Origin of the sequence: Neisseria sp. HMSC064D07 (assembly GCF_001837185.1) — a bacterium.
GTDB classification, from domain to species: Bacteria; Pseudomonadota; Gammaproteobacteria; order Burkholderiales; family Neisseriaceae; genus Neisseria; species Neisseria flavescens_C.
In genome coordinates, this window is sequence record NZ_KV831691.1 from 14,084 (window position 1) to 31,722 (window position 17,639).

The following is a 17,639-nucleotide window of genomic DNA, read 5'->3' on the forward strand; positions in this document are numbered from 1 at the left end:
TGACCATTGCTTTCCTGTGTAATTCTGCGGGCGTATAAAACTTTCTATCCCGCCAGCAATAGCCCGCTCTGAGTTTTTCCCTGTATTCCTGTTCCGAAACCCCGTCAGGCTTTGGGTCTTTGGCAATCAGTTCTTTCCAGTATTGGTATTTGTCGGGTGCGGTATATTCATATATACCGAAGCCTGCTGCCGCCAAAGCAGCGATTACCAGTAGGTATTTGTAGACTTTATTCATTTGCTTGCCTTTAATTAATAACCAAGGTTGTCTAAAACTTTTCAGACGACCTCTTTGCTTGTAAGAGGTTCCAATATAGCATATTGGTTTGCACCATTTTTCATATAGTTAGTTGCATCTATTTTGATAGGATTACGATTTGTAGAAGTTACTAATGAAGCCATATTTTCTTTCTCTGGAAGCATTGCAATATTCCATAAATAATGAGATAAAATTCCATCTATGGTTACTTCTGATACTCTTAATGATTTTCGCTGTCTTACATAACATTCCTATTGGATATAGGTTAATAAATATAATGAGGCTGCCACAATACATCGCCACAATTATTCATGAATAACATATCTGAAAAGTCAATCTGATAAGTTTTTTCTTTATTTTCACCCCATTGGTGAAATCCTGGACTAACCTCTGAATAACTAAAATAAAAATTACCAACCCCGTAATTTTCGATATCGATATTCTTTGGTATCTCACTCTCTGGAAACGTTGCCGCTCCCTCTAAATAAGTAATCAACGTATTATTTTTTATTATCGGGGCAGCTTCTTTGATACTTAAAACTTTACAGCAGTCAGATCCATAAATGCTTGCTCCTCCCTGATTATATCCTCTGATAATCAATGAAAAACCTTTTACATTATATTGTTCCAAATATTTTTTTAAATCATCCTGTTGTTTAATTTCATATTTTAAATACTTTGCCAGCAATGCCCCATCCGTCGGGTCTTTCTCCGCCAAAAACATCCTGTCCCATTGCTCATTGGTGTAATCTTGCGGGACAAACCAAACACTACAGGCTTTTTCGTGACGTACGCAGTCTGCTCCCGTAGAATAATCCCGTCCGCCCTGATTGGTGGTCATGTTGGCCTTATAGGCTTCTGTTTCTCCCAATAACCTGCCTGCAAAGCTGACCATTGCTTTCCTGTGTAATTCTGCGGGCGTGTAAAACTTCCTGTCCCGCCAGCAATAGCCCGCCCTGAGTTTTTCCCTGTATTCTTGTTCTGAAACCCCGTCAGGCTTGGGGTCTTTGGCAATCAATTCTTTCCAGTATTGATATTTGTCGGGCGCGGTATATTCATATATACCGAAGCCTGCTGCCGCCAATGCAGCGATTGCCAACAGGTATTTGTAGGTTTTATTCATTTGCTTGCCTTTAATTAATAACCAAGGTTGTCTAAAACTTTTCAGACGACCTCTTTGCTTGCAAGAAGTTCCAATACAGCATATTGGTTTACACCATTTTGCATATAATCAGTTGCATCTATTTTGATAGGGTTACGATTTGTGGAAGTTACTAATGAAGCCATATTTTCTTTCTTTGGAAGCATTGCAGTATTTCATAAATAATGAGATAAAACTCTATCTATGGTTACTTCTAATACCCTTAATGATTTTTGCTTATTCTTCATCAACTTACTCCTTAGTTAGATTAAATCTCATATACAATAGAAGATAACCATAATATATCACCACAGTTATTCATCATCAGTATAGTTGGAAATTTTGATTGATAAGTTTTTTTCTCATCTTTTCCCCAATCAGTTTGATTCATTGGAACAACATCTCTAAAATCAAAATAGAAATTTCCAATGCCATAATCCTGAATATTAACTCCTTTTGGAATATTATTTTCAGGGAAAACAGAAGATAGTTCAAAATAACCACTCCACTCCTTACCCCCTATGACTGGAGCTGCCATCTTTTTATCTAACACTCGACAACAATCAGAACCGTAAACAGACGCACCTTCCTTACCCATCCACCTATCAATCAAAGAAAACTTCTTATTTCCATGTTCTGATAAATATCTTTCCAAATCTTTAGTCTGCTTGATCTCTTTGTCTAAATATTGCTCAAGAAATTTAAAGTCAGCCGGTCTTTCTTCTGCTAAAAATTGTTTATCCCATTGATCATTAGAATATCCCTTTGTAGAAAACCAGATGCTACAGGCTTTTTCTGCCTGATATGCTCTGCACTGCCCTCCTGTAAAACTGATTTCTCCCTGAAGTGTAGTCGAATCTGTCCGAAAGGCTTCAGCCTCCCCCAACAACCTACCTGCAAAACTGACCATTGCTTTCCTGTGTAATTCCTCAGATGTGTAAAATTTCCTATCCCGCCAGCAGTAACCTGCCCTGAGTTTTTCCCTGTATTCCTGTTCCGAAACCCCGTCAGGCTTTGGGTCTTTGGCAATCAGTTCTTTCCAGTATTGGTATTTGTCGGGTGCGGTATATTCATATATACCGAAGCCTGCTGCCGCCAAAGCAGCGATTGCCAGTAGGTATTTGTAGACTTTATTCATTTGTTTGCCTTTAATTAATAATCAAGGTCGTCTGAAACTTTTCAGACGACCTCTTTGTTTGTAAGAAGTTCCAATACAGCATATTGGTTTGCACCATTTTGCATATAGTCGGTTGCGTCAATTTTTACTGGTGTACGATTAGCTGATGTTATAGATATTCCCACATCTTCTCGTTTAGGTGGTGTAGGACTATTCCATAAGTATCGTGATAAAACGTTATCAATAGTTACCTCGGAAACCGATAGAGATTTTTGAATGCTTAAATTTGGCATTTCCTACATCCTTTTATAATCAATACAAAGATAAATGATAATATGGTTTCCACAGAACATCACCACAATTGTTCATTAAGAGAAGTTCTGAATAATCTGCCTGATGAGAAACTTTTCCCTCCTTATTTGAATAGGACAAGCTTGGAATTACTTCCCTAGAATTGAAATAAAAATTTCCTATTCCATAATTTTCGATCTCAATACTGCTTGGGATATATTTCTCAGGAAAAACTTCTGCAAAAGTAATTAAATGTCTGTTTTTAATTATAGGTTCTACGTCCTTTCTACTTAAAACCTTACAACAGTCCGAACCATAAACTGATTCTCCCCCTTCTGCACCTGTGGCCACCAAGGTAAATCCCTTATTACCGTATTGTATAAAATACTTCTCTAAATCAATAGATTGTTTAATTTGTTTTTTAGGGTATTCCTCTAATAAAACATAATCTGTGGATTTTTTTGCCGATAAAAATAAGTTATCCCACTGCCTGTTAGTATAATTTTTCGGAATAAGCCAAACACTGCAAGAGTTTACGTTTTTTGGCAATCAACATAAGAATTTCCTGCTAAAGTAGTAATAGAACTATTCTGTAGAATAATTGCTACTCCTAGCATTATTTCTGTGAAGCTGACCATTGCTTTCCTGTGTAATTCCTCAGGGGTGTAAAACTTCCTATCCCGCCAGCAATAGCCCGCCTTGAGTTTTTCCCTGTATTCCTGTTCCGAAACTCTGTCAGGCTTCGGGTCTTTGGCAATCAGTTCTTTCCAGTATTGATATTTGTCGGGCGCGGTATATTGATATATACCGAAGCCTGCTGCCGCCAAAGCAGCGATTGCCAGTAGGTATTTGTAGATTTTATTCATTATGCTTGCCTTCAATTAATAATTAAGGTCGTCTGAAACTTTTCAGACGACCTTTTATCGTTCAAGCTAGGCTTTATTCAACCGTTACCGATTTAGCCAAGTTACGCGGTTTGTCCACGTCTGTACCGCGTGCAAGGGCTGCGTGGTAAGACAGGAGTTGCACGGGGATGGTGTGCACAATCGGCGAGAGTACGCCGACATGGCGTGGGGCGCGGATAACGTGCACGCCTTCGGTGGCGTTAAAGTTGCTGTCGAGGTCGGCGAAGACGAAGAGTTCGCCGCCGCGTGCGCCGACTTCCTGCATATTGGCTTTCACTTTGTCCAACAGGCTGTCGTTCGGGGCAATCACGACAACAGGCATATTTTCGTCCACCAAGGCCAACGGGCCGTGTTTCAACTCACCCGCAGGATAAGCTTCGGCGTGGATATAGGTAATCTCTTTCAGCTTCAATGCGCCTTCGAGGGCGATTGGGAAGTGGATGCCGCGGCCGAGGAAGAGTGCGCTGGATTTCTTGGCAAATTTTTGCGCCCAAGCGGCGATTTGCGGCTCAAGGTTGAGAACGTGCTGAATGCTGCCCGGCAGTTGGCGCAATTCTTCAACGTATTCACGCGCCTGTTCATCGGAAACCAGGCCGCGCTGTTTACCCAGGGTAACGGCCAGGCCGAACAGGACAACCAGTTGGGTCGTGAACGCTTTGGTAGAGGCAACGCCGATTTCTGCACCGGCGCGTGTGTACAGTACCAACTCGCTTTCACGCGGCAGGGCGGATTCCATCACGTTACAGATAGACAGACTGTGTTTGTGTCCCAAGGATTGCGCGTATTTCAGGGCTTCCATGGTGTCCAAAGTTTCGCCGGATTGGGAAATGGTGATGACCAGTTGTTTCGGATCGGCAATCACGTCGCGGTAGCGGTATTCGCTGGCGATTTCCACGTCGGTCGGCACTTTGGCGATGGATTCGAGCCAGTATTTGGCGGTCAGCGCGGCATAGTAGGACGTACCGCAGGCAAGGATTTTGATGCTGTGGATATCGTCGAACACGTCGCGGGCGTTGGCACCGAAATTTTCAGGTTCGAAACCGCCGTCCAAGAAGACTTCGGCAGTATCGGCGATGGCACGGGGTTGCTCGTGGATTTCTTTTTGCATGAAGTGGCTGTATGGACCCAACTCCAAAGAAGCCAAAGACAACTCGGATACTTTAACCGCGCGTTCGGTTTGCGCACCAGTTTTATCGAGCAATTTTTCGATACCGTTTGCGTTCAGCAGGGCGATGTCGCCGTCTTCCAAGTAAGCGATGCGGCGGGTAAAGGCGATCACGGCGGATACATCGGAAGCGATGAAGGTTTCTTGGTCGCCCAAGGCCACCAACAGCGGGCAGCCCATGCGCGCAACAACCATTTCTTCAGGGTTGTCTTGTGCGATAACGGCAATGGCGTATGCGCCATGGAAACGGGCAGTCGCAGCTTGGACGGCTTCAAACAGTTTCCCGCCGTTTTGTGTGTATTCGTGGTTGACGCTGTGGGCGATGACTTCAGTATCGGTTTGCGATTCGAAGGTGTAACCCAACGCTTTCAGGCGTTCGCGTTCGGCTTCAAAGTTTTCGATGATGCCGTTGTGGACAACCGCGATCATGCCGCCGGAAATATGAGGGTGGGCATTAGGCTCGGTTACACCGCCGTGGGTTGCCCAACGGGTGTGGCCGATGCCGATATGGCCGAACACGCCTTTTTCGCGTGCTGCATCTTCCATCAGCTGAACACGGCCGACACGGCGGACGCGTTTGATTTTGCCGTCCATGTTTACGGCAATACCCGACGAATCATAGCCTCGGTATTCAAGGCGTTTGAGACCGTCGGTCAGAAAATCGACTACATTGTGATTGGCGCGAATAGCACCTACGATACCGCACATATAAGTTCCTTAGTATCAAAAGTTTGAGAAAATGACTGCTGCTCCGGCTCCCGAAAGCGGCAGTCGGAAAACGCCGTTTTATATTCATTAAAACGGCAAATCTAGGTTTCAGACAGCCTGTTGTTTCTCAAGGCCGTCTGAAAGTAAATAAAAGACCGGCCTTACTTCTTATCGCCTTTTTCCGGACGCACCCAGCCTTCGATCACGGTTTGGCGGGCGCGGGCGAGGGTGAGTTTGTTGTCTTCGACGTTGCGGGTAATCGTGCTGCCTGCGCCGGTTGTCACTTTGTTGCCGAGGGTGACGGGGGCGACTAAGACGCAGTTGGAGCCGATGCGGACTTCGTCGCCGATGACGGTTTTGTATTTGTTCACGCCGTCGTAGTTGGCAATGATTGTGCCTGCGCCGAAGTTGGTTTTGCTGCCGACTTCGGCGTCGCCGATGTAGGTGAGGTGGTTGGCTTTGGTGCCGTTGCCGATGGTGGCGTTTTTGACTTCGACGAAGTTGCCGATGTGTACGTCGTCGGCCAGTTTGGCTTGCGGACGCAAACGGGCGTATGGGCCGATTTGGTTGTTTTCGCCGACTTCGCAACCTTCAAAATGGGAGAATGGGGCGATTTTGGTGTTGGCACCGATTTTGGCGTTTTTGATCACGCAGTTGGCACCGATTTCGACGTTGTCGCCGAGTTCGACTTCGCCTTCGATGACGACGTTGACGTCAATCACGACATCTTGTCCGTGTTTCAGACGGCCTCGTAAATCGAAACGTGCCGGATCGCGCAGGGTTACGCCTGCTTTGAGCAATTCTTGCGCCTGTTCGGTTTGGAAAATACGCTCGAGTTCGGCCAGTTGGAGTTTGTTGTTCACACCGGCAGCCAGATGGGAGGAGCGGACTTGGACGGGATGAACTTTGATGCCGTCGGCAACGGCTTTGGCGATGAGGTCGGTCAGGTAGTATTCGCCTTGGGCATTGTTGCTGGAAAGGCTGTTCAACCAAGCTTCGAGTTTGGCGTTGGGCAAAACCAAAATGCCGGTATTGATTTCTTTCACGGCTTTTTGGGCGGCATCGGCGTCTTTTTCTTCGACAATGGCGGTTACGCTGCCGTTGCTGTCGCGGATGATGCGGCCCAAACCTGTCGGGTCGTTGGGCACGTCGGTCAACAAGCCAACTTCGTCGCCTGCGGCTTCGAGCAGGGTTTCGAGGGTGGCTGCATCAATCAGGGGAACGTCGCCGTACAACACCAGCGTGCGGCCTTCGGCAGACAGGTGCGGCAGGGCGGTTTTGACGGCGTGGCCGGTACCGAGCTGTTCGGTTTGTTCAACCCAAACGACATCGCGTTTGACGGTGTCCAAGACTTGCTCTTTGCCGTGGCCGATGACGACGCAGATGTTTTGGGGATTCAGGGAGGCAGCGGTGTCGATAACGCGCTCAACCATGGGAAGGCCGCCGATGCGGTGCAGCACTTTGGGCATTTTGGAGTACATGCGCGTGCCTTTGCCGGCGGCGAGGATGACGATATTTAAAGCTGTCTGAGCCATGATACGGTTTCCGTTGTCGTTGTTTGAGGCCATCTGAAAAGTGTGGCAACAAGTGTTGATTGTTTTTCACTCCGTTTCAGACGGCCTTGGGGATATTGTTATTCGGTTGCTGGCTGTTGGTTGGCAAATTGCGGTTTTTGCCAGTGCTGGCCGCGTTCGCCGTGTTCAGCATGATCCGCTTGATTGGATTGGACGGCGCGGCGCTCAGGGCGGAACTGGTTGTAATTCATGTTTTTAGAATAAGTACCGTCCTGATAAACGATAGGTGTGCCAGTAGCATATTTTTGGCGTACGGCGGTACGGCCGGATTCGTTGGTGTAGGTTTCCCAAGAGCAACCGGCCAAAACGGCGGTGGCGGTCAGAATTAAAGCGAGTTTACGCATGATGTTGTCCTTGTTTTTAAATGTCGGCAATACCGTGTATTGTACTTGTTTTTTCAAAACTTCACGGCAGTTTTGTGCAAAATTCAAGCAAACCCTGCATATCTTTCGCTATGCCGTCGGCAAATGGCAGCGGATGGGCTTTTTCGCCGTACCAAACGGTCTTCATGCCCAAGGCTTTGGCTTGGTGCAGATTGTCGGCGCTGTCGTCCACCATAATGCACTGTTCGGGTTTGACGCCCAACAGGCGGCAGACGTTGAGATAGGCTTGCGGATTGGGTTTGTAGAGCAGGCCGAAGTCGTCCGTGCCGAACAAGCCGTCAAAATGCGCTTCCAAGCCCAAGGCTTCAACCAATGCGCGGACATAAAACGAAGGCCCGTTGGAAAATACGGCTTTTCGCCCTTTCAGACGGCCTAAAACGTCATCAGTTCCATCCATACCCTCCACCTTTGCCAAAATTTGCTTAAGGGGGTGACTTTCACGCAAAAATTCATCGATATCGACTTCGGGATGGTGGATTTGCAAACCGGCAAGCGTCGCGCCGTATCGGTGCCAATAATCTTGGCGCAGATGGGAGGCGGCTTCTTCGGAAAGTTTCAGACGGCCTGCCATGTATTCGGTCATGGCGCGGTTGATGATGTAGAAAATGCCGGCTTCGGCATTGTGCAAAGTATTGTCGAGGTCAAACAGCCAAACGGGAGAATGATTCATATCGTGCCTTGATATGCAGATTTTGTTATGATATTTCGTATTTTACCCGCACAAAGGAAAGAGAATGAAACTGAAATTGTCCGCCTTGGCCCTGTTGCTGGCTTCAGCAAACCTGTACGCCCAAACCGAAGTGCGTTTGGCTGTGCACAAATCCTTCAGCCTGCCCCAAACCGTCATCGCACAATTTGAAAAAGCCAACGATGCCAAAGTGTCCGTCATCAAGGCAGGCAGCGGCAACGAAATGCTCAACAAGCTGATTTTGAGCAAGGCCAACCCGATTGCCGATGCGGTTTACGGTTTGGACAACGCCAACATTGGTAAAGCCAAAGCCGCCGGCATCCTCGCCGCCAACCAACCCAAATCCGCGCCCGTAACCGCTTCCCTGCCCGATGCGCTGGCTGTCGATTACGCCTATGTCGCCATCAACTACGACAAAAAATGGTTTGAACAGAAAAAACTGCCCCTGCCGCAAACCCTGCAAGACCTGACCAAACCGGAATATAAAAACCTTCTGGTACCCCCGTCTCCCGCCACATCCTCGCCCGGCCTCTCCTTCCTCTTGGCCAACATCGGCGGCATGGGTGAAGAAGGCGCGTTCAAATGGTGGGCGCAAATGCGCCAAAACGGCGTGAAAGTTGCCAAAGGCTGGAGCGAAGCCTACTACACCGATTTCACCCAAAACGGCGGCGCCTATCCCCTCGTGGTCAGCTATGCCACCAGCCCGGCGGCCGAAGTCCACTACTCCAAAGGCAAATACAGCACCCCGCCCACCGGCAACCTCTTCCTCAAAGGCGGCACATTCCGCCAAGTTGAAGGCGCGGCCGTTTTAAAAGGTGCGAAACAACCCGAGCTGGCGGCCAAACTGGTGAGCTGGCTGCAAAGCGGCGACGTGCAAAAAGCCCTGCCTGCCGAAATGTGGGTCTATCCGGCTGCCAAAAACACGCCGCTGCCCAAAGTATTCGAGTTTGCCCAAACCCCGAAACACAGCGATTCCCCCAACCGCGCCGACATCAACACCAAACAAAAACAATGGGTGAGCCGTTGGAGCAAAACTGTTTTACGTTAAACCGAAAAACTTAAAAACACATCAAGGCCGTCTGAAAAACCAAATCATTAGGTTTTCAGACGGCCTTGTTTTACAATAACCTTTTAAACAACTTCACACGCACACACAATTATGAATTTCGATCTTCAAGTCCTCTCTTCGTTCTCCGGCTGGGAACAACTCGCCCAAACCGGCATGTCTTTCGGCACAAACCTGCTGGCCGCCTTAGCCATCTTCTTTATCGGCCGCTGGGTCGCCACGCGCGTGGTGACACTGATGAAAGCCGCGCTGACTCGCGCCAAAGTCGATAAAACGCTGGTCAGCTTCCTCGGCAACGTTGCCAACATCGGCCTGCTGATCCTCGTCATCATCGCCGCACTGGGCAAACTCGGCATCCCGACCACTTCCGTGACCGCCTTGATCGGTGGCGCAGGCTTGGCCGTGGCTTTATCTTTGAAAGACCAACTGTCCAACTTCGCTGCCGGCGCGCTGATTATCCTGTTCCGCCCGTTTAAAGTCGGCGACTTTATCCGCGTCAACGGTTTTGAAGGCATCGTCCGCGAAATCAAAATGGTGCAGACCTCTTTAAGCACACCGGACAACGAAGAAGTCGTCCTGCCCAACAGCGTGGTCATGACCAACAGCATCACCAACCGCTCCTCCCTGCCCCTGTGCCGCGCCCAAGTCGTTGTCGGCGTCGACTACGCCTGCGACTTGAAAGCCGCCAAAGCCGCCGTATTGAGATCGGCAACCGAGCATCCATTGTGTGTTCAAACCGAAGAACGACCTGCCGTCGTATACATTACCAACCTTGGCGACAGTGCCATCGAAATTACCCTTTGGGCGTGGACGCAAGAAGAAAATCTCGGCCCGTTCCGATTCGCCCTGAACGAGCAAGTGGTTGAAAACCTGCGCGAAGCCAACATCAACATCCCGTTCCCGCAACGCGATGTCCACCTCATCCAGCCGAAAGCCTGATTTTAGCTTTTATAGGGTTATCCACAATAAAGAAAGAAACGATTTAGCCTATTTGATAGATAACTCTATGAAATAAATAAAGATTAATAAAGGCCGTCTGAATATTTCAGACGGCCTTTAAAATTGTTCACAACCTTATCAACAGGTTTTCCATAGATTAAACCAGATTTTGCGGATTGCCGGCCACAAAGCGGTTGATGTTGTCCAAAAGGATGTCAAACAGACGGTTGGCGGCTTCTTGGCTTGCCCATGCAATGTGTGGCGTGACGATGAGGTTGGGCAGTCGGGCTTTCAGCAGAGGATTGCCGTCGCGCGGCGGCTCTTGTGTCAACACGTCAAAACCTGCCCCGCCGATTTGTCCGTATTTCAACGCCGCAACCAAAGCGGCTTCATCAACCAAACCGCCGCGCCCGCAGTTGATGAGGATAGCGCCGGGTTTCATTTGCTGCAATTCGGCTTCGCCTATCATGTTGGCCGTTTGCGGCGTGAGCGGGCAATTAAGCGACACGACATCGGCGGAGCGGATGGCTTCGTCAAAGGAAACATAGCCGTCGCGGACGCTTTGGGCATTTTTATGTTCGGCGAACACGACATTCATTTTGAAAGCCTGAGCATAAGTTGCCAGCGTTTTCCCGATATTGCCGCGACCGAAAATCGCCAGCGTTTTACCGTTCAAATCGCGCATCGGTGCGCCGAGGTGGCAGAAAAACGGTGAGTTTTCCCACAAGCCTGCCGCAACGTCACGCTGATAGGCAGGCAGGTTGCGCATCAGGGTAATCATCATCATAAACGCGTGTTCCGCCACGGATTCATTGCCGTAAGCGCGGATATTGCACACGGCCGTGCCGTTTTGTTTGGCAGCCTCAACGTCCACATTGTTGACGCCTGTCGCGGTAACGGCAACCAGCTTGAGTTGTGGATTTTCGGCAAATGCTTGGGCGGAAATCACGACTTTGTTGGTAATCACAATGTCCGCGCCGCGGATGCGCTCCAGTGTTTCGTGCGCTTCGGTTGTGCCGTAGCTGCTCAATGTATGTGGAAAATCAAAGTCAAACGGACGGGTGACAAGGGTGTCGCGGTCGAGGACGACAATATGGAGCGGATTCATAAAATTCCTATCAAAAATAAAATATCTATTTATAAAATCTAAATCAGGATAAAGGATTTAAAATATACGCGTTAGTTGATAATAATTATTATGTAGCAATTAAAACATCAATGTAGCAGGAAAACAAAATGATTAAAACCATTACATTTGCTATTTTGCATTTCAGCGTCGCATTTAGTGTCGCCTATATTCTGACCGGCAGTATCGGCGTTTCCAGCGCGGTCGCTTTGGTCGAACCCATCGTCAATACCGTCGTCTTTTATTTTCATGAAAAAGCGTGGAACCGCTACGAGAAAAATAAATCCGAAAAGCAAAAATTGTGGGTGCCTCTGCATCAGTGCGGCTAAAGTTTCAGACGGCCTTTTGCTTGATTAAAACCGATTATGCCTTTGCGGTTCGTCCAGCGCCATCAAAATGCCAAACCCTAAAATAGAGTAAGACTTTACGAAGGCTTCATGAAGGTAAAAATGCTAAAATACGCTATTCTTGCAAACCCATTCAGACGGCCTCAATGCTCACCGATTTAGAAAAAAACGCCATCCGCGACCATTACCAAAACATCGGCAAAAACCTGCCCGGTTTCCGTCCGCGCGCTTCGCAGCGGGAAATGATTGCGGCGATTGCCAACGCTTTTTCGCGGACGTTGACGCGTGAAGAAGGCGAAGAAGCGCCCAAACGCGAGGGTGAGAGCATTGCCGTGATCGAAGGGCCGACCGGCGTGGGTAAATCGTTGGCCTATCTTTTGGCCGGCGGCATCATGGCGCAAACGCGTGGCAAACGGCTGATCGTCAGCAGCGCTACGGTGGCTTTGCAGGAGCAGTTGGTTGACCGCGATTTGCCGTTTCTGGTGGAAAAAAGCGGTTTGGAGCTGACCTTTGCGCTTGCCAAAGGGCGCGGCCGTTATCTTTGCCCCTACAAACTCTATCAACTGACGCAAAACAACGCCCAGCAAAACCTGCTTGGTTTTGAAGCGCCGGAAGTATTGTGGGACAGCAAACCCAAGCCGGAAGAATTGAACCTGCTGCGCGACATTGCCGATGAATTTTCCGCCCGCCGCTTTGATGGCGACCGTGACACTTGGCCGGAAAAAATCGATGACACGATTTGGCTCAAAGTGACCAACGACCGCCACGGCTGCCTGAAATCCGCCTGTCCCAACCGTCCGGAATGCCCGTTTTACCTGGCACGCGATGTCTTGGAAACCGTCGATGTCGTCGTTGCCAACCATGACCTTCTGCTTGCCGACATCAGCATGGGCGGCGGCGTGATTCTGCCTGCGCCTGAAAACAGTTTCTATTGCATAGACGAAGCGCACCACCTACCCAAAAAAGCCCTCAGCCGTTTTGCCGCCGAACATTCATGGAATATTGCCGTTTGGACGCTGGAAAAACTGCCGCAGCTGACCGGCAAAATTGCCGCGCTTACCGATAAAGCCGAACTTGCCAACCTTGCCGACGAAGCTGCAACATCCTTGCTCGACAGCCTGCATGAATGGCAGTTTCATTTGGCGGAAGAGCCGTCTTTAAGTCTGGGGTCGTCTGAAAACGACAGGCGGAAACACAACGAACCGACTTGGCTGTGGGAAGACGGCAAAATCCCCGAAGGCCTGGAAACGACGGTTTCCAATACGGCCATTGCTGCGCGCAGCCTGCTCAAACACGTTATCGGCCTGAACGATGCGCTTTCCGCCGCACGCCGCGAAAAAGAACAGGACGGCGCACTCATCGACCGCCTGACCAGCGAGTTCGGCCTTTTTATTGCTCGTATCGAACAAATCAGCGCGGTTTGGGATTTACTCTCTACCGTTCCCATTGAGGGCGAAGAGCCGTTGGCGAAATGGATAACCCGCCGTGCCGACGACAAAAACGACTACATTTTCAACGCCAGCCCCATCAGCAGCGCATCCCACCTTGCCAACAGCCTGTGGCGGCGCGCGGCAGGCGCGGTGTTGACTTCGGCCACCCTGCAATCGCTCGGCAGCTTCAACCTGATTTTGCGCCAAACCGGTCTGCTGTGGCTGCCCGAAACCACTACGCTTGCTTTGGAAAGCCCGTTTAATTTCGATACGCAAGGCGAGCTGTATATTCCGCCCGTACATGCGAGCCCGAAAGATCCTGATGCGCACACGGCCGCCATTGTCGAATGGTTGCCGAAGCTGGTTTCGCCGGTTGAAGCCATCGGTACGCTGGTGTTGTTTTCCTCGCGCAAGCAAATGCAGGATGTCGCCTTACGACTGCCTGACGAATACTTGCCGCTTCTGCTTGTGCAGGGCGAGTTGCCCAAGGCCGTTCTTTTACAAAGACACCATCAAGCCATTGCCGAAGGCAAAGCCAGCATTATTTTCGGCCTCGACAGTTTTGCCGAAGGCCTCGACCTGCCCGGCACGGCCTGCGTGCAAGTCATTATTGCCAAGCTGCCGTTTGCCATGCCGGATAATCCCATCGAGAAAACCCAAAACCGTTGGATTGAACAACGCGGCGGCAATCCTTTTATCGAAATCACCGTTCCCGAAGCCAGCATCAAATTAATCCAAGCCGTCGGCCGCCTTATCCGTACCGAACAGGATTACGGCCGCGTGACCATCCTCGACAACCGCGTCAAAACGCAACGCTATGGCCAACAATTATTGGCTTGTCTACCGCCGTTTAAGCGGATAGGGTAGTTGTGGATTGTTCAAAAGGTAAAGGGCCGTCTGAAACCAAATGTTCAGACGGCCTTTTATTCTTTTCAAACTATAAATCCAATTTCATGACGGATACGGTTTCCCCATTGTGCAAGTCTGCGTGATTTCTTTCCAGCTGAACTTTTCATACACGGCCTGCACATCCGGCGTGGGGTAATTCCTAAATCAAATTTTACTAGCACACAGTTAGAAGATATTATGGCTGGAAAACGGACTATTAATGGATATATTTGGCATCATAATGCACAAAGTGCACCAAATAACATGCAGCTAGTACCATTGGAAATACATGATGCAGTTAGACATACTGGTCAAAATGCATTAAAAAAAGGACGTTAATCAAGGAAATAAATAATGAAAAAATTAAATATCTGGAGAGATGAAGGAAAAGTTTCTGCTTCAATCATTGAAAAATTTGCAGAAAATTTAGGTGTAACATTCCCTAGATCGTATATAGATTTGATAAGTGAACATGATTATTTATATCCCGAAGAAGATTGTTTTATTTTTATTGATAATAATAAGAATACAGATGACAGAAATATTTTATTTTTAGGATATAAAAAAGATGCCTCCTGTCATGAAAATATCTATACCTATTCATGCATTGATAATGAATATGGCTATGGAAACCAAGTTGTTGCATTTGGAATAAGTGCAAATGGCGATTATATTTGTTTTGATTACCGTAAAAATTCAAGTAATCCATCCATCGTACTTATGTATCATGATGAATTTTACGAAGATGAACTAGGTAATACCAAGATGATTACAGTTCCCATCGCACCTGATTTTGATAGTTTTATAGATAAACTTTATCAAGATGTAGATTAACTGGCACTACTAACCAGCATAGCCTGTGTAACCAACCAAAAAAGTGAAATGGTAGGATGTGCATTCATGCACACGCGGTTTTGGTTTCGCTGAACTCCGTTTCAGGCTGCCTTAAAACCACTTACCTTCCTTTTTACTTTGAACTAATCGTAACTCTAAACTATGCCCACTCCCCCCTAAACATTCTCTCACCCAAGCTCTATCCCAGTGAGCCATATAACGAAAGCGAAGCACCCGGTGCTATCACTTGGTTGTGGTATCAATCCCATGCACCGCCAAGTGCCTATTGCCTGTGTAAAAAAAGAAAATCAACTCACCGAAAAAACCAAGCAAGAAGAATTAAGCACATGACAAAAAACCGCGTATATCCTTGCCCAAGCGGTATTTAGAAGCAGCGGTTGCAGCAGCAGAAGTCAGCATTTCCATAACCTACGGCGAACAGCAAAACCGACAAACCACCCAAGTTCAAGTAAATCAAGCCCAAGCCAGCCAAATTCAAGCAGGCGGTAAAACTACCCTTATTGCCGGAGGTGCAGGCGAACAATCCAATATCAACATCACAGGATCGGATGTTTCAGGTAAAGCAGGAACCGGCCTGATTGCCGATAACGACATCACACTCCAATCCGCCGAACAAAGCAGCAGCGAACGCAGCAACAACAAAAGCAGCGGCTGGATAGAGAAACAGATGCGGCAAACCCAGTTCGCGTGCTTTATCCAGGCAAAACGAAACCAGCTGCCTGCCTACGCCCAAACCGCGAAACTGCGGCAAAACGAACACATCGCCGAGCCAATATTCGTATTCGGGAAAACACGCCATATCAAACCGCTTCAAGGCCGCCGAACCCATCAGCCGCCCTTCTTTATTCACAGCCGCAAATGCCAGCGGCAAGTTATCCCCATCGAGGCACTGCGCGTAATATGCACGGATTTTTTCTAGAGACGACCACGGCGCAAAATCGTGCCATTCCTCAAACAGCGCGAGGGCTAAAGGCTCGACAAATTCAGGCTTCAGACGGCATATGTTCATATCGGGTCCTCTTGTTGTACCGCGTAGGGATAGTTTTACAGTATAGGCCGTCTGAAAGGTTAACACATCTTAAAAAATCAGCGTAAAACACGATAAACCCGCCGCCAGCCCCATTCAAATCACTTATAATTCTGCCCGTACCGCACACAAACAAAAGAAGAACATCATGGCCAAGAAATTTCCCATTTTCCCGAAAAATCCCGAGCGTATCTGTTGGGGTTGCGACAAATACTGCAAAGAAGACGATTTACAATGCGGCAACGGTTGCGAGCGCATCCAACACCCCATCGAGTTGGACGGCCGCGATTGGTATAAAAAAGGCGACTGGAGCAATTTGTTGAGCGAAGAGCAGCAAATCGAACTTGGACTGAAAGAAGCGCCCAAGCAGGCCAAACCGCATATTAAGCTGCCTTTGAAAAACAAAACGGCTTAAACGGCATGCCGTAAACAAACGAAATAAAAAGGCCGTCTGAAACCTGAAAAACAGGGTTCCAGACGGCCTTTGCGTTGTCGGATTATGCCTTCACATAATGCACAAACGCGTATTCGATGCCTTTGGCGGAAACATGGTTTTCCCGAGAGGCTTCTTGCCATGTTTCTGTGGAAAACTCAGGAAAAAACGCATCGCCGTCCACATCCAAACAGACTTCGGTCAAACGCAAATCGGTAGCAATCGGCAGGGCTTGTGCATAAATTTGCGCACCGCCCATGATGATGACTTCTTCAACCCCCTGACACAAAGCCAGCGCATCTTCCAAAGAAGCCGCCGTTTGCGCACCTTCGGCCTGATAATCTTGGCGGGTGATGACGATATTTTGACGGCCGGGCAGCGGCTTGCGCGGCAGAGATTCCCATGTTTTGCGGCCCATAATGACGGGTTTGCCGGTGGTGTAGGATTTGAAGAAGGCAAAATCCTCGGGCAAATGCCAAGGCATGGTGTTGTTGATGCCGATACAGCGGCGGGCGGCGTAGGCGGCGATAAGGGTGATTTTCGGCATGATGAAGTCCGTTTGCAAAATAAAATGATTATAGCGGAAGGGAGGCGGGATGGACTGAATGCCCTATATTTTTAAAATGTTTCAATATTTATAAAATTAATATTCAAAATACTTAATTTTGACAAAAATCATTTATTGTTCATTTTTTTAGGTATATGATAAACATCATACCAAATAAAAAAGGAAAGGAAAAAATGATGAGAACTTTTCATGTTTCTGCTTTGACTGCTTCCCTGTCTTTGATGCTGGCTGCCTGCGGCGGTGCAACAAGCGGCTTGTCGAATGCCGTGACCGAGCCGCTCAATCCGCATCCGAAAGGCGTGTTGTCCGTTGAATTGAACGAATCCGTCCCTGAAAACGGTACGTTGGAGCTGACGGCCAACGGTAAACCGCAAACCCTGCAAAAAGGCGACAAACTCGATACCGGCTTTTTGAAAACCGATAAAGTGTCCTCTTACGACTACGCCCAAAAAATTAAGGTAAACGGCCAAGTCATCACTTTGGAAACGGGTGATTTCCAAGTGTATAAACAAAATTATTCCACTGTTGCCGCGCGTTACGCCAAACAAAAAGCCGATGACGCAGGCAAGCTGCAAAACCTCGATACATACACATTCACTGTCGGCGAAGTCCAAGGCGATGAAACAGCGTATCGCAATTTGCCCAAACAAGGCAGCTATCAGTATTCGGGTATCGCGTTTAATGGCGACGACCGCAGCGGCCGTCTGAAATACACCGTCGATTTCGATAAAA

20 protein-coding genes and 1 pseudogene are annotated in these 17,639 nt (G+C 48.2%); 8 read left to right on the forward strand and 13 right to left on the reverse strand.

Annotated elements, in window-relative coordinates; genetic code table 11:
- From HMPREF2608_RS06450 to HMPREF2608_RS06490, 10 genes and pseudogenes are all read right to left on the reverse strand, one after another.
- A pseudogene (locus HMPREF2608_RS06450) lies at positions 1-235 on the reverse strand (hypothetical protein); the annotation flags it as partial.
- Between the two features lie 286 nt (positions 236-521).
- On the reverse strand, positions 522-1,379 hold the full coding sequence (locus HMPREF2608_RS06455) for a hypothetical protein (protein ID WP_070826373.1): 858 nt from the start codon (positions 1,377-1,379) through the stop codon (positions 522-524).
- 286 nt (positions 1,380-1,665) lie between these two features.
- Complete coding sequence (locus HMPREF2608_RS06460; RefSeq protein ID WP_070826374.1) at positions 1,666-2,535, reverse strand: hypothetical protein; 870 nt, start codon at positions 2,533-2,535, stop codon at positions 1,666-1,668.
- Between the two features lie 41 nt (positions 2,536-2,576).
- Positions 2,577-2,807, reverse strand: a complete 231-nt coding sequence (locus HMPREF2608_RS06465; protein ID WP_070826375.1) for a hypothetical protein — start codon at positions 2,805-2,807, stop codon at positions 2,577-2,579.
- A 19-nt stretch (positions 2,808-2,826) separates the two neighbouring features.
- Positions 2,827-3,354, reverse strand: a complete 528-nt coding sequence (locus tag HMPREF2608_RS11665) for a hypothetical protein (RefSeq protein ID WP_283122299.1) — start codon at positions 3,352-3,354, stop codon at positions 2,827-2,829.
- Complete coding sequence (locus HMPREF2608_RS11670; protein ID WP_283122300.1) at positions 3,339-3,671, reverse strand: hypothetical protein; 333 nt, start codon at positions 3,669-3,671, stop codon at positions 3,339-3,341. The genes HMPREF2608_RS11665 and HMPREF2608_RS11670 overlap by 16 nt, the downstream gene beginning before the upstream one ends.
- 73 nt (positions 3,672-3,744) lie before the next feature.
- Positions 3,745-5,583, reverse strand: a complete 1,839-nt coding sequence (gene glmS / locus HMPREF2608_RS06475; protein WP_070826376.1) for a glutamine--fructose-6-phosphate transaminase (isomerizing) — start codon at positions 5,581-5,583, stop codon at positions 3,745-3,747.
- Between the two features lie 161 nt (positions 5,584-5,744).
- Positions 5,745-7,118 carry a bifunctional UDP-N-acetylglucosamine diphosphorylase/glucosamine-1-phosphate N-acetyltransferase GlmU gene (gene glmU, locus HMPREF2608_RS06480; RefSeq protein WP_070826377.1) on the reverse strand — a complete coding sequence of 458 codons (1,374 nt, stop codon included), beginning with the start codon at positions 7,116-7,118 and terminating at the stop codon, positions 5,745-5,747.
- Positions 7,119-7,216: 98 nt separating this feature from the next.
- Complete coding sequence (locus HMPREF2608_RS06485) at positions 7,217-7,501, reverse strand: membrane lipoprotein lipid attachment site-containing protein (RefSeq protein WP_070826391.1); 285 nt, start codon at positions 7,499-7,501, stop codon at positions 7,217-7,219.
- Positions 7,502-7,562: 61 nt separating this feature from the next.
- A complete protein-coding gene (locus HMPREF2608_RS06490; RefSeq protein ID WP_049333140.1) occupies positions 7,563-8,210 on the reverse strand; it encodes a pyrimidine 5'-nucleotidase in 648 nt (215 codons plus the stop codon).
- A gap of 64 nt (positions 8,211-8,274) precedes the next feature.
- Here HMPREF2608_RS06490 and HMPREF2608_RS06495 point away from each other — a divergent pair, with 64 nt between their 5' ends.
- On the forward strand, positions 8,275-9,276 hold the full coding sequence (locus HMPREF2608_RS06495) for a thiamine ABC transporter substrate-binding protein (protein WP_070826378.1): 1,002 nt from the start codon (positions 8,275-8,277) through the stop codon (positions 9,274-9,276).
- 111 nt (positions 9,277-9,387) lie between these two features.
- A complete protein-coding gene (locus HMPREF2608_RS06500; protein ID WP_070826379.1) occupies positions 9,388-10,233 on the forward strand; it encodes a mechanosensitive ion channel family protein in 846 nt (281 codons plus the stop codon).
- Between the two features lie 157 nt (positions 10,234-10,390).
- Here the strand turns inward: HMPREF2608_RS06500 and HMPREF2608_RS06505 are convergent, their stop codons facing one another.
- Entirely contained in the window at positions 10,391-11,341 is a 951-nt protein-coding gene (locus HMPREF2608_RS06505; RefSeq protein ID WP_070826380.1) for a D-2-hydroxyacid dehydrogenase, read from the reverse strand.
- 128 nt (positions 11,342-11,469) lie between these two features.
- Here HMPREF2608_RS06505 and HMPREF2608_RS06510 point away from each other — a divergent pair, with 128 nt between their 5' ends.
- The 4 genes from HMPREF2608_RS06510 (at position 11,470) to HMPREF2608_RS06520 (ending at position 14,858) form a co-directional block, all read left to right on the forward strand.
- The gene (locus HMPREF2608_RS06510) at positions 11,470-11,688 is read left to right on the forward strand and encodes a DUF2061 domain-containing protein (protein ID WP_070826381.1); all 219 of its coding nucleotides are present in this window, start codon (positions 11,470-11,472) and stop codon (positions 11,686-11,688) included.
- A gap of 164 nt (positions 11,689-11,852) precedes the next feature.
- The gene (dinG, locus tag HMPREF2608_RS06515; protein WP_070826382.1) at positions 11,853-14,003 is read left to right on the forward strand and encodes an ATP-dependent DNA helicase DinG; all 2,151 of its coding nucleotides are present in this window, start codon (positions 11,853-11,855) and stop codon (positions 14,001-14,003) included.
- 177 nt (positions 14,004-14,180) lie between these two features.
- Positions 14,181-14,363 carry an HNH endonuclease gene (locus HMPREF2608_RS11090; protein ID WP_225905509.1) on the forward strand — a complete coding sequence of 61 codons (183 nt, stop codon included), beginning with the start codon at positions 14,181-14,183 and terminating at the stop codon, positions 14,361-14,363.
- Positions 14,364-14,378: 15 nt separating this feature from the next.
- On the forward strand, positions 14,379-14,858 hold the full coding sequence (locus HMPREF2608_RS06520; protein ID WP_070826383.1) for an SMI1/KNR4 family protein: 480 nt from the start codon (positions 14,379-14,381) through the stop codon (positions 14,856-14,858).
- A gap of 574 nt (positions 14,859-15,432) precedes the next feature.
- On the opposite strand, the gene HMPREF2608_RS11100 is transcribed toward HMPREF2608_RS06520, so the two are convergent.
- Positions 15,433-15,888, reverse strand: a complete 456-nt coding sequence (locus tag HMPREF2608_RS11100) for a GNAT family N-acetyltransferase (RefSeq protein ID WP_283122301.1) — start codon at positions 15,886-15,888, stop codon at positions 15,433-15,435.
- A 166-nt stretch (positions 15,889-16,054) separates the two neighbouring features.
- Here HMPREF2608_RS11100 and HMPREF2608_RS06530 point away from each other — a divergent pair, with 166 nt between their 5' ends.
- Positions 16,055-16,321: a DUF3079 domain-containing protein gene (locus HMPREF2608_RS06530; protein ID WP_070826385.1), complete on the forward strand. Its 267-nt coding sequence runs from the start codon at positions 16,055-16,057 to the stop codon at positions 16,319-16,321.
- 82 nt (positions 16,322-16,403) lie between these two features.
- On the opposite strand, the gene HMPREF2608_RS06535 is transcribed toward HMPREF2608_RS06530, so the two are convergent.
- On the reverse strand, positions 16,404-16,886 hold the full coding sequence (locus HMPREF2608_RS06535) for a dihydrofolate reductase (protein WP_070826386.1): 483 nt from the start codon (positions 16,884-16,886) through the stop codon (positions 16,404-16,406).
- 194 nt (positions 16,887-17,080) lie between these two features.
- Between HMPREF2608_RS06535 and HMPREF2608_RS06540 the strand changes: the two genes are divergently transcribed.
- On the forward strand, positions 17,081-17,639 hold a 559-nt coding region (locus HMPREF2608_RS06540), incomplete at its 3' end, for a factor H binding protein domain-containing protein (protein WP_283122302.1).

Bases quoted from the DNA above. Each gene is read 5' to 3' on its own strand.
- HMPREF2608_RS06530 (WP_070826385.1), top strand. From the start codon at position 16,055: ATGGCCAAGAAATTTCCCATTTTCCCGAAAAATCCCGAGCGTATCTGT.
- HMPREF2608_RS06535 (WP_070826386.1), bottom strand. From the start codon at position 16,886: ATGCCGAAAATCACCCTTATCGCCGCCTACGCCGCCCGCCGCTGTATC.
- dinG (WP_070826382.1), top strand. From the start codon at position 11,853: ATGCTCACCGATTTAGAAAAAAACGCCATCCGCGACCATTACCAAAAC.
- HMPREF2608_RS06460 (WP_070826374.1), bottom strand. From the start codon at position 2,535: ATGAATAAAGTCTACAAATACCTACTGGCAATCGCTGCTTTGGCGGCA.
- HMPREF2608_RS06465 (WP_070826375.1), bottom strand. From the start codon at position 2,807: ATGCCAAATTTAAGCATTCAAAAATCTCTATCGGTTTCCGAGGTAACT.
- glmS (WP_070826376.1), bottom strand. From the start codon at position 5,583: ATGTGCGGTATCGTAGGTGCTATTCGCGCCAATCACAATGTAGTCGAT.
- HMPREF2608_RS06520 (WP_070826383.1), top strand. From the start codon at position 14,379: ATGAAAAAATTAAATATCTGGAGAGATGAAGGAAAAGTTTCTGCTTCA.
- HMPREF2608_RS06485 (WP_070826391.1), bottom strand. From the start codon at position 7,501: ATGCGTAAACTCGCTTTAATTCTGACCGCCACCGCCGTTTTGGCCGGT.
- HMPREF2608_RS06500 (WP_070826379.1), top strand. From the start codon at position 9,388: ATGAATTTCGATCTTCAAGTCCTCTCTTCGTTCTCCGGCTGGGAACAA.
- HMPREF2608_RS06510 (WP_070826381.1), top strand. From the start codon at position 11,470: ATGATTAAAACCATTACATTTGCTATTTTGCATTTCAGCGTCGCATTT.
- HMPREF2608_RS06505 (WP_070826380.1), bottom strand. From the start codon at position 11,341: ATGAATCCGCTCCATATTGTCGTCCTCGACCGCGACACCCTTGTCACC.
- HMPREF2608_RS11100 (WP_283122301.1), bottom strand. From the start codon at position 15,888: ATGAACATATGCCGTCTGAAGCCTGAATTTGTCGAGCCTTTAGCCCTC.
- HMPREF2608_RS06495 (WP_070826378.1), top strand. From the start codon at position 8,275: ATGAAACTGAAATTGTCCGCCTTGGCCCTGTTGCTGGCTTCAGCAAAC.
- HMPREF2608_RS06490 (WP_049333140.1), bottom strand. From the start codon at position 8,210: ATGAATCATTCTCCCGTTTGGCTGTTTGACCTCGACAATACTTTGCAC.
- HMPREF2608_RS11670 (WP_283122300.1), bottom strand. From the start codon at position 3,671: ATGAATAAAATCTACAAATACCTACTGGCAATCGCTGCTTTGGCGGCA.
- HMPREF2608_RS06455 (WP_070826373.1), bottom strand. From the start codon at position 1,379: ATGAATAAAACCTACAAATACCTGTTGGCAATCGCTGCATTGGCGGCA.
- glmU (WP_070826377.1), bottom strand. From the start codon at position 7,118: ATGGCTCAGACAGCTTTAAATATCGTCATCCTCGCCGCCGGCAAAGGC.